Source organism: Arthrobacter sp. TMT4-20 (assembly GCF_054510775.1).
Window position 1 is genome coordinate 85612 of record NZ_JBTNDW010000003.1, and the last position, 13340, is coordinate 98951.

The window sequence follows — 13340 nt, forward strand, 5'->3', positions numbered from 1 at the left end:
GGGTTAGCCTTCGTCTTCGTTGTTGTCTGGGTCCTCTGGGCTGTTTCCCGGTGGGGGATCAGCAGGAGGGCCGCTGTTCCCTGGACTGCCCTGGTTATCCCCGGGCCTCCCGGTCTGGTTGCCGTTGCCTGGCTGGGTCTGAATGGTGGGACGCTGCGCGTTGAGCATCCGCTGAGGGGGGTCGGTGAAGGGTTCTCCCGAGTGCAGCCCAGGTATCTGCTGCATAAACCGCTCCCAGGACGGAGCCGCAATGAACGAACCATCAATTTCGGGGTAAATCTGGCCGCCGATCTGCAATTCGCCCAAGCTGACGCTGTTCGCCTTCCAGTTACCCAGCCAGGTGGCAGTTGCCATGCCCGAGTTGTACCCCATGAACCAGGTCTGGGACCGGGCATCGTTGGTTCCTGTCTTGCCGGCCATGGGAATGTCCCCGAACTCCAGGAGCTGACCCGAGCCTCGCTCCATGACAGCCTCGGTGGCGTAGTTCACTCCGCGAGCCAATTCCTCGGGAATCGCCTGTTCACAGGCCGCTTCAGGGACGGGGAAGCTGGTGCCGTCAACGGCTACCACTTCAGTGAGCGCCCGCGGCTCACAGCTCATTCCCTCGGCCCCCAATGCCGCGTACGCAGTGGCCATCGAGAGCGGTGAAACCTCAGTTCCGCCGCCAATAAGGGCTGAAGGTGACACTGTCAACGGTGTGTAATCCCCGTCGGCGCTCTTTCCATCGTGGATACCTAGATCCGCGGCAATCTGGAACGGCATGCAGAGATCGATCTGACGTGCCGTCTCCATGGTGATGGTGTTGTACGACTGGGCCAGTCCTTCAAGGACGGTGTAGCTGCCGTAGTTGATGTCCCCGTAGTTCTGCGGTTCGTACCCGTCCTCATCAGGCAGGACGTACTTTCCGTCGGGATAGCAGCTTGCCTCCCACTCATCGAACTGGGGGTAGATCCTTTTGCGGCCGTCGATGGTGGTGTTCAACGCCCGGCCGTCTTCGAGCCAGGCAGCGACAATGAAGGGCTTGAAGGTCGATCCGGGCTGGAATCCTCCCACACCGCCCAAGGGCTGGTTGGGGTCTCCACCGCTGTACTGATCAACATTGAAGTTCAGCACCGAATCGCCTGGCTCGGTGCCAGGCATGTACCTGGTGTTCTGTGCCATCACGAGGATGTCGCCGGTTCCGGGTTCCATGCTGACCATCGAGTGTCCTACCGAGGGGTCGGTGGTCTCGCGGCCAGCGGTTTCATTGATGGCGGTCTGGGCAGCAGTCTGCGCAACGGGGTCGAGCGTCGTCGTGATCGTCAGCCCCGCGCGGTACAGGGTGTCCTGGCGTGCTTCAAGGGATTCGCCGTAGGCGGGATCGTTCAGGATCAGATGCGTGACGTAGTCGCAGAAGTACGGTGCCTGTTCCGCGCCGACACAGCCGCTCAGCGTGGGGGTGATGTCCAACCCGAGGTCGGTGGCGACGGCGGCGTCGTACTCTTCCTGGGTGATGTGGCTGTTCGACAGCATGGCGCCAAGCACCAGGTTGCGGCGCTCCAGGGAGCGCTCCGGGTTGAGTTCCGGACTGTAGAAGGTGGGTCCATTGACCACGCCTGCGAGGAGGGCCGCCTGCTGGATGTTCAAATCAGCTGCCTCGACGTTGAAGAAGTATCTCGATGCTGCTTGCACGCCATAGGTGGTGCCGGTGAACGGCACAATGTTCATGTAGCCCTCAAGGATTTCGTCCTTGCTGAGCTCCTTTTCGACGGCGATGGCCAGTTTTGCTTCGCGGAGCTTGTCGCCAAGAGTCTTGCCGCCGCTGAAAGTGACCGATCCGTCACCGCTCTGCAGGCTGGCATCAATCAGGACGTTGTTGACGTACTGCTGGGTGATGGTGGAGGCGCCGCGGGTGGTGTCGCTGCTGACGTTGCTCACCACAGCGCTCATGATGCCCTGCAGGTCCACGCCGCCGTGCTCGTAGAACCGGGCGTCTTCGATGGCGAGGAGGGCGTTCACCATGTTGGGGGAAACCTGGTCGAGGGTGACTGGCTGCCGGTTCTCCTCATACAGGGTGGCGATCAGCGTCCCGTCCGAAGCGAGAATCCTCGATGGCTGGGCCAGCGCCCCACGCTCGAGTTCCGCCGGCAGCTCTTCGAAGAACTGAATCGAGGCGGAAGCACCGGTACCCGCTGCCGCAGCAACTGGGACCAGTAGACCCGCAGCAAGCACCCCGCTCAAAGCACTGATTCCGAGAAACGCAATCATCTTCCCCAGGGTGGTTGCTGTGTCAAAGATCGGTGATTTACGAGCAGCCATTACTCCAGTTTACAAGCACGCGCTAGTCTGTGAACCATGACCAAATGGGAGTACTCCACAATTCCGCTCATCATCCACGCCACGAAGCAGATTCTGGACCAGTGGGGAGAGGACGGCTGGGAACTGGTGCAGGTAGTTCCCGGACCGGACGGCAAAGGCCTCGTCGCCTATCTGAAACGAGAGAAGAACCAGTCGTGACCAGCACCGACAACCCAACATCAGCTGTCGAACAGCGGCTGCTGGATCTCGGAATCACTCTCCCGGACGTCGTGCAGCCACTGGCTTCGTACGTCCCGGCAGTGGTGACGGGCAACTATGTTTTCACCGCCGGGCAGCTACCGCTTATTAACGGTGAACTCCCAGCTTTGGGCAAGGTTGGTGCCGAGGTGACGCCGGAGGCCGCGAAAGAGTACGCAGCGACCTGCGCGGTGAACGCCTTGGCCGCGATCAAGTCCCAGATCGGGGATCTGGACCGGATTAGCCGGATCGTGAAGGTGGTCGGGTTTGTCGCCTCCGATCCCAGCTTCACGGGCCAGCCTCAGGTTATTAACGGTGCGTCCGATCTGCTGGGGCAGGTGCTCGGCGACGCCGGTGCTCATGCTCGCTCCGCCGTCGGCGTCGCAGTGCTTCCCCGCGATGCGCCGGTGGAAGTCGAGATTATCGCGGAGTTTGTCTGATTCCTGTGGGCCACATTAGTAACCGCCTTTTTCCAGTTCCCGAAGACCAGTTGGGCGCAGCGCGAAGCTGGGTCGAACACGGCGAGCGGACGCCGGTCAAACCCCGCCTGGCGTCGTCGGTGGTCTTGATCCGCGATGCCCCTCCGGGGACTGAAACTTACCTTTCATACCGGCGTGGCGAATCCCCACTGGGGATCGTCGCGTTTCCCGGCGGCAGCATCGAGGAGTCCGACGACGACGACGTCGTCTGGTTTGGGCCCACCCCTGCCCAGTGGGCAAAGGCGATGGGGATCGATGACCTGTTTGTGGCGCGGCGCCACGTGGTCGGAGCCATCCGCGAACTGTTCGAGGAGACCGGTGTGCTGCTGGCTGGACCGGATGCCGTGTCCCTCGTCGACGGCAGTAGGAGCCCTGAGTGGATGAAGGCCCGTGAGGACATTGCCACCCAGGAGCGATCGTTTTCGGACATCCTGGCCCGCCGGGGACTGGGGCTCCGCACCGACTTGCTGAAACCGCTTGCGCACTGGCTTAGCCCCGATTACGCTCACCGCCGGTTCGACACCCACTATTTTGCGGCGGCCCAGCCGACCGGCCAGGAAGCTACGGCGCTCGCGAGTAAGGGTTTGTGGGGTGAATGGCGCTGCGCGTCCAGGGAAGTCGCGAAGGCCGAAGCCACCACCTTGGGCGATGAAGTGGGTCAGCCCAACACGGTGGGCCGGGCGCTGGATGATCTGACCGTACCAGCGGTGCGTTTGATTCTGGAGAAGATTGGATCCTCGAAGGGTTGCGTGGCTTATTTGAGTCACAAACGGCCCATGAAGGTTTATTACCCGCATCTGATGACACCCTCCGAGGAGGCGGATCCAATGCTTGAGGTCGCTTGTTCGGTGGCCACCGAGGGCGGATCCGGCCAACGCGGTCGTTAGCGTGGCCTTCACCGCCCTCTCTGGTCGGCTCAGGGCCGTACTGCCCTAGCGCGGCTTCCGGGATACCTTCGATTCCTCAAAGGGCTCATGTCCTTCCTCGATCCGCGCGAAGGCGGGGTCGTCAGCATAGGACTTCAGTCTCGCGATGCGATAAATAATCAGTGCGTAGACTGCTTTAGCCGCAATATCAGCGATGGAGTACCCGCCTTGCTTCAGGACCCATGCGTCGGCGCCTGAGATGCCAAGTAGCGGCAGCGCATATGCGAGCGGGTAGACGATCCAACTCGCGAGAAGCAGGATCCGAAGGCGACTGATGAGCTTCCGGACCTGCGGAGGCTGGCGATCAAGCGATTTCGTCAGCTCGACGAACAATACGTACAGGATGAAGATAAAGGGAATTGTGGAGAGGATCCCCCACAGGACTCTTACGCTGTCTGAGCTACTGATCTCTCCGGGGTATCCGAGCACGATCATCAGGGTCGCAGCGGGAACCAGTTTCCATAGCAGGCTGGTTTGCACTTTTCGGGCGAGGGCCAGAACTGCGATGAGTTCCACCAGCAGCAGTGGCACCGTCAGTAGCCAGTCCACATACCGGTACCCCTCGTTGAACGACGCGCCCTCAGCTTGCGCATACGTCCCGCGTCCGCCGACAGCGTCCGTGACGAATGCCTCCTTGAACGAGTCAAAGATCCGGAAGTAGTGGTAGGCAGCAATGCCGCAGACTATTGCTGCGATGACAAGTGCCTGCCGGTACCGGGGAAGGACGCGGGGAAGAACGAGGATGAGGAAAACGGCCGTGAATAGCTGTGAAGCAATAACCAGCGAGAGCAAGTTGTAGACAGTGTCGAACTGGCTCTGGGTCAGGTCATCAGGAATCATGGTTGTGCTCCTTTGCACAGAAGGTGAACCCCTGCATGGCGGCAGATGATGGAATTCATCCCGTTCCGCACGATGCGTGAAAGAATTCTACGCTGTGTAGAATCCCTAGCCAAGGCTTTTGTTCCAGCAAAAGGGAGCGTCCACATCGCGACCTAATAAAAGGCCACACAGAAAAGACCGGGAACGTGATGCTCCCGGTCTTTTCGTGGACTTATGAGGGTGTGATGCTAGCGGCTGCGCTGACGCAACCGCTGGATGTCGAGGATGACGACGGCGCGCGCCTCAAGGCGCAGCCACCCGCGCTGCACGAACTCCGCGAGAGCCTTATTGACGGTTTCACGGGAAGCGCCGACCAATTGGGCAAGCTCTTCCTGAGTCAGCTCGTGCGCAACGAGGATGCCGTCGGTGGCCGGACGGCCAAACCGGTCCGCCAGATCCAGCAGGGCCTTCGCAACGCGGCCCGGGACATCGGAGAACACCAGGTCAGCCAGCGACTCGTTGGTACGGCGCAGCCGGCGGGCCAAGGCCTGCAGCAGCTGGGCCGAAACCTCGGGACGGGTTTCCAGAAGGGTCCGCAGGTTCTCATTCTTCAATCCGGCGAGGCGCGTCTCGGAAACGGCGGTGGCCGTGGCCGTTCGAGGGCTGGGATCGAACAATGCCATCTCACCGAACAGCTCGCCCGGGCCAAGAATTGCCAGCAGGTTCTCGCGGCCGTCCTGCGCGGTGCGACCGAGCTTGATCTTGCCGGACACAATGAAATACAGCTGGTCGCCCTGATCTCCTTCGCGGAAGACAGATGCCCCGCGGGAGAGATCCACTTCGGTGAGCTCGTCGGTGAGTGCGGCGAAAACGTCGTCGCCCAACGAAGCGAAGAGTGGCGCGCGGCGCAGTACCTCGATGTCCATGAAATCTCCTGATAAATTGTCGGCTCATTCCATCTTGCCGTACATAACGAACTTGTGACACCTGCTACACGCGTGTTCGCCGTCGGAATAGCCTATTTGCCTCCCATTTGGGCGGAAACGCCGAGATTTTCCGCCCAACGGGCTGAAAAAGGGGGTCAACATGCGCTCAGGAGATTGTCAGTACCGCCGGATAGACTCAGTCGGGTAACGGAGGCGTCGCGCCTCCCGATGATCAGGGAGAGCGCACGTGCCGGACTTCACCATCTTGGACATCCTGCTGGTGCTGGCACTGGTCGGGTATCTCGTTGCCGGTCTCCGCAACGGGTTCCTGGTGACCCTCGGCGGGATCGCGGGCTTCGTTGCCGGAGCAATAGCTGCGTTCTTCGCTATTCCCCTCGTCAGCGAATGGGTGCCCGACGACGCCTGGCGCCTTCCCGCCATCATCCTCACAGCATTCGTCCTGGTGGTCCTTGGCCAGGCCCTCGGCTCCCGGCTCGGTGGAGCCATTCGCCGTGCCCTCGATTTCCGTCCGATCCGAATGGTCGACCGGCTGCTCGGCGGCGTCGTGAATGTGGTGGTTGCTGCACTGGTGATGTCCATGCTGGCCTTCAGTATTGGCACGCTCGGCATGCCCTTCCTGTCCCAATCCATTGCCTCGTCACAGGTGATCAGGGGAATCGACAACCTTACGCCGTCGCCGGTTCGCACGTGGATGGCGCAGTTGCGCACCATCGCCGTCGACGACGGGATCCCCACTATTCTCGAAAGCGTTGCACCGGCTGCCCCCCTGCCGGTCCCCGAGGCGGCCGTCGACACCCCCGAGCTCGCGTCGGCTTCCCAATCGGTGTTGCGTATTGCTGGTACCGCGTTCCAGTGCGGCCAAAACCAAACCGGGTCGGGCTTCGTTATTGCTCCAGGGCGGGTGGTGACCAACGCCCACGTGGTTGCGGGGGTCAACGAACCGGTGGTGGAGATTCCCGGTGGGGGAGCGCTGCCCGGCCGTATCGTCCACTTCGACGCCGTTCGGGACATCGCGGTCCTCGCCGTCGACGGTCTGGACCGTGCGCCCCTGCCCCTCGGTGAGGATCTCGCCACGGGGGACACTGCGGCTTTCGCTGGCTACCCCGCCGGTGGCCCCTTCCAAATCCAGCCCGCCAGCATCCAGAATCGCAGTGACGTCCTGGTCGCCAACATCTACGGCGCGGATCCGGCGTCAGTCAACGTGTACAGCCTGGCAGCGAATGTTCAGCAGGGTAACTCGGGCGGGCCTCTGCTGGACATGCAAGGGCGGGTGACCGGCGTGATCTTCGCAAAGTCCACTCAAGATGCGCCGGTGGGATACGCGCTGACCCTGGCAGAATTGCAGCCCATTGCCGAGCAGGCCAGCGTCTTCACTGACACGGTGTCAGCTGGTCAATGCAACAACCGCTAGGCCTTAGCCAAGCCAGTCGAGCGTCTGCCCGTGTCCGCCAGTGCGTGCTGCCGGGCTCCCATTGTGTGCGAGGACGAACAGCCGGTCCACCTCCACCTCCGCCTTAGCCATCGCACCCTCCACTCCTGGCAACACCCCGTGCCCTTCGGATCTCGGCGGGCTACTGCGACGGCGGTGCGGAGCCGGTCCCGCCGTCGCACATGTTCCGGCCAGATCAGTGCTTCCAGCCAGGCGACGTCGTCGTCCTTTGCGACGTCGAGCGGAGTCAGGTCGAGTCCGGCGCGGAACCTGATGAGAGGTAACGACGTCGGCAGCGGCGGGTGGCCGGTGGTAGCGCAGTCCATCACCAGGGCGTCGGGGACCGCGTTAGCAGTAGGTGGGGGAATATCCGCGGGTTTCGACGAGCGCGAACCGCCGGTACCACGCGGCCGTGTCGAGTTGCTCAGCCATGCCAATCCCTCCACACCGATGGGTCAACCGTCACCCTAGCGTGCTCTTAGGGGGACGGCCAGTCGACAACGCGTAACCAAATCGTGACCACATCTGTGAGGTAAATCCCATCTGAGGACATCCCCGGGGTTAGGCTCGTTCCACAGATTGCTCCGCTCCGGCGAAGCCGTCAGGGCATCACGTTACGTGCGCTGCCTCCCCACTCGTACATGAGGAGCACAACATGCAAGAAAGCGCCACACCGCCGCGCAGCTCACGCCCCGCAAAGAAGCGGGCAGCTGTGGTGACGGCCGGATTGGCAATCGGTGCGCTGTTGCTTTCCGGTTGCGTCGAAAGCCAGCGGGATGAAGGCACTGCCGACGGTGGTGAAGCGACCGTCGACTCGACGTTCGTCTTTGCTGCGTCGTCGGATCCTGCGTCCCTTGACCCCGCCTTTGCCAGTGACGGCGAGACCTTCCGGGTCAGCCGTCAATTGTTTGAGGGTCTCGTCGGGGTAGAGGCCGGCACGGCCGATCCAGCTCCGCTGCTCGCCGAATCCTGGGAAACCTCCGAAGACGGCCTTTCCACCACCTTCGCGTTGAAGGAGGGCGTCACGTTCCACGATGGCACCGAGTTCAACGCGGAAGCCGTCTGCTTCAACTTCGACCGCTGGTACAACTGGACCGGTGTCGCCCAGGCGCCATCCGTCTCCTACTACTACAACAACCTGTTCCGCGGGTTCGCCGACTCACCTGACGCAGCCGTCTACGAATCCTGTGAGGTGAACGGGGACCTTGAGGCGACCGTCACCCTTGCACAGCCGTTCGCCGGGTTCATTCCCGCTCTGTCGCTGCCGGCCTTCGCCATGCAGAGCCCGACGGCGCTCGAGGAGTTCGCCGCCGATGACATTGGCGGTTCAGCTGAAGCGCCAGCGTTGAGCGCTTACGCCGAGGGTAACCCCGTGGGTACCGGGCCGTTCAAGTTCGATTCCTGGTCGGTGGGCGAGCAGTTGCAGCTGTCCACCTACGAGGACTATTGGGGTGAGCAGGGCGATGTGGAAACCATCATCTTCCGCGTCATCGACGACCCACAGGCGCGCACGCAGGCCCTGCAGGCCGGCACGGTCGACGGGTTTGACCTGGTCTCGCCCGCCGATATCCCCACCCTCGAGGGCGAAGGCTTCATGATTGTGCCTCGCGATCCCTTCACGATCCTCTACCTGGGTCTGAACCACGAGGTGGAGGAGCTCAGCGATCCACTGGTACGCGAAGCAATCCACCACGCCATCGACAAGCAGGCACTGATCGACCAGACGCTTCCTGAAGGAACGCAGCTGGCCACCCAGTTCATCCCCGACGTCGTAGACGGTTACAACGAAGACGTCACCACCTATGACTATGATCCTGAACGGGCCATGGAACTGTTGGAAGAAGCCGGTTACCCTGACGGCTTCGAGGTCCAATTCAACTATCCGACGAACGTATCCCGGCCGTACATGCCAACCCCCGAGCAGGTCTTCACCAACCTGACCGACCAGTTGGCCGCCGTGGGTATCACCGCAACGCCAGCGCCTGACGTCTGGACGCCTGACTACCTGGACAAGATCCAGGGAACAACTGACCATGGCATCCACCTGCTCGGCTGGACCGGTGACTACAACGACACTGACAACTTCATCGGTGTTTTCTTCGGCCAGGAGAAGCTCGAATTCGGCTTCGACAACCCCGAACTGTTCGCGGCGTTGGACGAAGCCCGTGGCATGACCGACCGTGAAGAGCAGACAGCGGCGTACGAGGAAATCAACGAGCAGATCGCCGAGTTCAACCCGGCGATCCCGTTGGCTCACCCCGCGCCGTCACTGGCCTTCGCCGAGCGTGTCACGTCCTACCCGGCAAGCCCCGTCAATGACGAGGTCTTCAACATGATCGAACTCAACGAGTAACAACATCAGATGACAGGAGAGCCTGGCCTGCGCGGCCCGGCTCTCCTGTTGTTCGTTGGACAGTGTTTGATTCCTGTGTGTTTGATCCGTTCCTGAAAGGACCCCGTGCTACGCGTCATTGGTAAGCGCCTCGCGCTGCTGGTACCCACGTTGATCGGCTTGTCGATCCTGTTGTTCCTGTGGGTGCGCAATCTACCCGGCGGCCCTGCCACTGCCCTGCTGGGCGAGCGGGCCACCCCTGAAGCGGTGGAACGGGTGAACGAGCTCTACGGCTTCAACGAGCCGATTGTCTCTCAATACTTCACCTATATGGGCAAGCTCCTGCAGGGTGACTTCGGCACCTCGATCAACACCGGCCGTCCGGTGCTGGAGGAGTTCGCCACCCGGTTCCCCGGCACCGTCGAACTCACTGTCGTCGCCCTGATCTTCGCCATCGGCATCGGCATTCCCCTCGGTTATCTGGCCGCCCGCTACTACGGGCGGTTTGTGGACCACGGTTCGGTAGTGCTGAGCCTGCTCGGTATCACGGTGCCCGTCTTCTTCCTGGCGTTCATCCTCAAGTATCTGTTTGCCATCCAATGGCCCATTCTTCCTCCGGACGGTCGCCAGGATCCGCGAATGGACGCCACCCACGTGACAGACTTCTACGTGTTGGACGGAATGCTCACCGGTGAGTGGGACGCAGCCTGGGACGCGTTCCAGCACCTGATCCTGCCGGGTATTGCGCTCGGCACCATCCCCTTGGCCATCATCGTACGGATCACCAGGGCTTCGGTTCTTGAGGTCCAGAATGCCGACTACGTCCGCACCGCCCGAGCCAAGGGCCTACTTGAGAAGACCATCCGGAACCGCTTCATCCTCCGCAACGCGATGCTTCCCGTTGTGACCACCATCGGTCTGCAGGTGGGCTTGCTGATTTCCGGGGCAGTGTTGACCGAAACGGTCTTCGCTTTCAACGGGATCGGCAGATTTTTGCGTGATGCGATCTTCGGACTCGACTACCCCGTCCTCCAGGGGTTCATCATCATCATTGCCATCCTGTACGCAGTGATCAACCTGATCGTTGACATTTCCTACAGCATCATCGACCCAAGGGTGCGTGTGAGTTGAGTACGACATTGCCGCCAACTGCCGGTGACGAGCCGACGCCCACCGAACCGAGCATCCCCGACGGAGCCGGAACCGGACTCTGGAAAGACGCCTTCCGACGGCTCAAGAAGAACCCGCAGGCCATCGCCGGAGCCGTCATTGTGGGCTTGTTCCTACTGGTGGCCATTCTGGCGCCGGTCCTTGCTCCCTACGGCGGCGATGAACTACCGGGACGTACCGAGATCACGCCCACCAACATCCCGGGGCCGGGGGAGTTGGACGCTTACCCACTCGGTCTCGACCGATTCGGTGGGGACCTACTGAGTAAGCTCATCTGGGGTGCTCAGGCGTCCCTGTTGATCGGCGTCGTGTCCACCACCCTAGGGCTGGTCGGCGGCATGATCCTCGGCCTGCTCGCCGGTGGACTGGGCGGTTGGGTGGACAGCCTCATCATGCGGTTCGTCGACATTCTTCTTTCGGTGCCGAACCTGTTGCTGGCAGTCAGTATTGCAGCGATCCTGGGTCAGGGGCCCTACGCGGTCATGATCGCGATCGGTGTCTCGCAGGTGCCGATTTTCGCCCGCCTATTGCGAGCATCGATGTTGTCCCAACGCGGCTCGGACTACATTCTTGCCGCCCAGACGTTGGGTCTGAGTCGGTCCACCATCACCATGAGCCACCTGCTGCCCAACAGTGTTGGGCCGGTTATCGTCCAGGCGACCCTGACCCTTGCCACAGCAGTCATTGACGCGGCTGCTCTGTCCTTCCTTGGACTGGGCGGTGGGCGCCCGCAGACCGCGGAGTGGGGGCGGATGCTCACCTATGCGCAGGCCGAGCTTGCCAATTCGCCGCAGCTGGCGTTCCTGCCGGGTATCTGTATCGCTGTGACGGCGCTGGGCTTCACCCTGCTGGGCGAGTCGTTGCGGGAGTCGCTCGATCCCAAGACCCGCAAGAAGTAGCCAGCTTCGACTGGAGTAAAGAAGATCCCGGCACCGATGGTGCCGGGATCTTCTTGTCTGCCTGCGGTTCTAGGCGATGTTCAATTCGTTGCCAGGGATCGCCGAAAGCAATTGCCGGGTGTAGGGGTGGCGCGGATTCTGGAAAACTTCCTCGGAACTAGCGGCTTCGACCAGCTCACCGTCCTTCATCACGCAGACGTAGTCGGAAATGAGGCGGACCACGGCGAGATCATGGGAGATGAACAGGTAGCTCAGACCGAGCTCCGACTGTAGGTCCCCGAGCAGCTTCAGGATCTGGGCCTGAACCAGAACGTCCAGCGCGGACACCGGCTCGTCGCAGATGATCAGTTCGGGCTTCAGCGCCAAAGCCCGGGCGATTGCTACCCGCTGGCGTTGCCCGCCCGAAAGCTCCGACGGGTACCGGCGCAGGGCGGTCTGCGGCAGGGACACCTGGTCCATCAGCTCGCGAACCCTGGCCCGCCGTTCACTCTTGGAGCCCCGCTTGTAGGCGTTGAGTGGTTCCTCAATGATCCGTTCAATCGTGAACATGGGATTCAGCGACGAGTACGGGTCCTGGAACACAGGTTGAACCCGCTGCCGGAAGTCAGCTAGCTGTGCTTTGTTCAGTGTTCCAACATCCATGCCGTCGAAAGTCATGGTGCCCGACGTCGGCTCAATGAGCTTCAGGAGCATCCGCGCGGTGGTGGTCTTCCCTGAACCGGACTCACCCACAATGGCGACGGTCTGTCCCCGTGGCACATCAAGGGTCACGTTCTTCGCCGCGTAGAAGTCGTCCGAGCTGCCCCGACGCTTGTAGATCTTGGTCAGGTCCCTGATCTCGACAATGTTCTTGCCCGGATCAGTGGCAGCCGGGGCCGCTGGGGCGTGGGCCTGGTGTTCCAGGAAGACCGCTTCTGCTGCCTGGACCCGCTTCCCTGCGTCGGCGTTGTAAGCGCCGGGCCGCAACCGCACCGCAGCCACACTGGGGGCCGCGCGGACGAGGGATTGGGTGTACGGGTGCTGGGGGTCATTGAGAAGCTGCTGCGCCGGCCCGGCCTCAACTACCCGGCCGCGGTGCATCACCACGAGATCCGAAGCGCGTTCGGCGGCCAGCCCCAGGTCGTGGGTGATCAGCAGCACCGATGTTCCGAGCTGTTCGGTCATCAGATCGATCTGGTCCAGAATGGTCCGCTGCACCGTCACATCCAGTGCGCTGGTCGGTTCGTCAGCGATGAGCAGCCGCGGCTGGCAGGCCATGCCGATCGCGATCAGGGCACGCTGCCGCATGCCACCCGAAAACTCGTGAGGATACTGTTTGGCGCGTTCACCGGCGTCGGGCAGTCCAGCGGCGGTGAGGACCTCGATGACGCGTTCCTTGACGTTCTTCTTGGTCGCCATTCCGTGGACCAGCAGGGTTTCAGCAACCTGCGTTCCGATCTTCGATACCGGGTTGAGGTTGGACATCGGGTCCTGAGGCACCAGACCGATCGCCCGCCCGCGGATGGCGCGCATCTTCGTTTCAGAAATGGTGGCGAGGTCCTGGCCTTCGAACAGGATGCTGCCGCCGGTAATCCTGCCATTGGACGGCAGCAGGCCGATGCAGGACATCGCCGTCGTCGACTTTCCCGAACCGGACTCGCCAACAATCGCAAGGGTTTTCCCGCGTCGCAGGGTAAAGCTCGCATTTTCGACGGCGATCACATCGCCGTACGAAGTGCTGAACGTTACGGCGAGGTCCTTGACCTCAAGGAGCGGGGCATCGCTGGGGACACCGTCAACGGGTGTGATGTCGATCATGCCTCTA

General features: G+C 61.9%; 11 protein-coding genes and 1 pseudogene. 7 read left to right on the top strand and 5 right to left on the bottom strand.

The features are described 5' to 3' along the window. Positions 1 to 3: 3 nt before the first annotated feature. Positions 4 to 2298 carry a transglycosylase domain-containing protein gene (locus ACX80Z_RS04660; protein WP_459315051.1) on the bottom strand — a complete coding sequence of 765 codons (2295 nt, stop codon included), beginning with the start codon at positions 2296 to 2298 and terminating at the stop codon, positions 4 to 6. A gap of 36 nt (positions 2299 to 2334) precedes the next feature. Here ACX80Z_RS04660 and ACX80Z_RS04665 point away from each other — a divergent pair, with 36 nt between their 5' ends. From ACX80Z_RS04665 to ACX80Z_RS04675, 3 genes are read left to right on the top strand one after another with little or no spacing between them, the layout of a single operon-like run. Next, the gene (locus ACX80Z_RS04665) at positions 2335 to 2496 is read left to right on the top strand and encodes a DUF4177 domain-containing protein (protein ID WP_019483144.1); all 162 of its coding nucleotides are present in this window, start codon (positions 2335 to 2337) and stop codon (positions 2494 to 2496) included. After that, complete coding sequence (locus ACX80Z_RS04670; protein ID WP_019483145.1) at positions 2493 to 2975, top strand: RidA family protein; 483 nt, start codon at positions 2493 to 2495, stop codon at positions 2973 to 2975. Before ACX80Z_RS04665 ends, ACX80Z_RS04670 begins: the two co-directional genes overlap by 4 nt. A 5-nt stretch (positions 2976 to 2980) precedes the next feature. Beyond that, positions 2981 to 3901: an NUDIX hydrolase gene (locus ACX80Z_RS04675; protein WP_459315052.1), complete on the top strand. Its 921-nt coding sequence runs from the start codon at positions 2981 to 2983 to the stop codon at positions 3899 to 3901. A 45-nt stretch (positions 3902 to 3946) separates the two neighbouring features. Here ACX80Z_RS04675 and ACX80Z_RS04680 read toward each other — a convergent pair whose 3' ends face one another. Beyond that, entirely contained in the window at positions 3947 to 4780 is an 834-nt protein-coding gene (locus ACX80Z_RS04680; RefSeq protein WP_019483147.1) for a bacteriorhodopsin-like, read from the bottom strand. A gap of 227 nt (positions 4781 to 5007) precedes the next feature. Continuing rightward, the gene (locus ACX80Z_RS04685; protein ID WP_019483148.1) at positions 5008 to 5685 is read right to left on the bottom strand and encodes a Crp/Fnr family transcriptional regulator; all 678 of its coding nucleotides are present in this window, start codon (positions 5683 to 5685) and stop codon (positions 5008 to 5010) included. 247 nt (positions 5686 to 5932) lie between these two features. Here ACX80Z_RS04685 and ACX80Z_RS04690 point away from each other — a divergent pair, with 247 nt between their 5' ends. Next, on the top strand, positions 5933 to 7117 hold the full coding sequence (locus tag ACX80Z_RS04690) for a MarP family serine protease (protein ID WP_459315053.1): 1185 nt from the start codon (positions 5933 to 5935) through the stop codon (positions 7115 to 7117). A 158-nt stretch (positions 7118 to 7275) separates the two neighbouring features. On the opposite strand, the pseudogene ACX80Z_RS04695 reads toward ACX80Z_RS04690, so the two are convergent. Beyond that, positions 7276 to 7461 (bottom strand): annotated as a pseudogene (locus tag ACX80Z_RS04695) (DUF2332 family protein); the annotation flags it as partial. Positions 7462 to 7790: 329 nt separating this feature from the next. On the opposite strand from ACX80Z_RS04695, the gene ACX80Z_RS04700 reads away from it, so the two are divergent. The 3 genes from ACX80Z_RS04700 to ACX80Z_RS04710 all read left to right on the top strand — a co-directional run bounded on the left by ACX80Z_RS04700 (position 7791) and on the right by ACX80Z_RS04710 (position 11536). Beyond that, the gene (locus ACX80Z_RS04700) at positions 7791 to 9488 is read left to right on the top strand and encodes an ABC transporter substrate-binding protein (RefSeq protein WP_024477235.1); all 1698 of its coding nucleotides are present in this window, start codon (positions 7791 to 7793) and stop codon (positions 9486 to 9488) included. A 105-nt stretch (positions 9489 to 9593) separates the two neighbouring features. Beyond that, the gene (locus tag ACX80Z_RS04705) at positions 9594 to 10598 is read left to right on the top strand and encodes an ABC transporter permease (protein ID WP_024477236.1); all 1005 of its coding nucleotides are present in this window, start codon (positions 9594 to 9596) and stop codon (positions 10596 to 10598) included. Continuing rightward, a complete protein-coding gene (locus ACX80Z_RS04710) occupies positions 10595 to 11536 on the top strand; it encodes an ABC transporter permease (RefSeq protein ID WP_459315054.1) in 942 nt (313 codons plus the stop codon). Before ACX80Z_RS04705 ends, ACX80Z_RS04710 begins: the two co-directional genes overlap by 4 nt. A 69-nt stretch (positions 11537 to 11605) precedes the next feature. On the opposite strand, the gene ACX80Z_RS04715 is transcribed toward ACX80Z_RS04710, so the two are convergent. Further along, positions 11606 to 13333: a dipeptide ABC transporter ATP-binding protein gene (locus ACX80Z_RS04715; protein WP_459315055.1), complete on the bottom strand. Its 1728-nt coding sequence runs from the start codon at positions 13331 to 13333 to the stop codon at positions 11606 to 11608. Between the last annotated feature and the right edge of the window lie 7 nt (positions 13334 to 13340).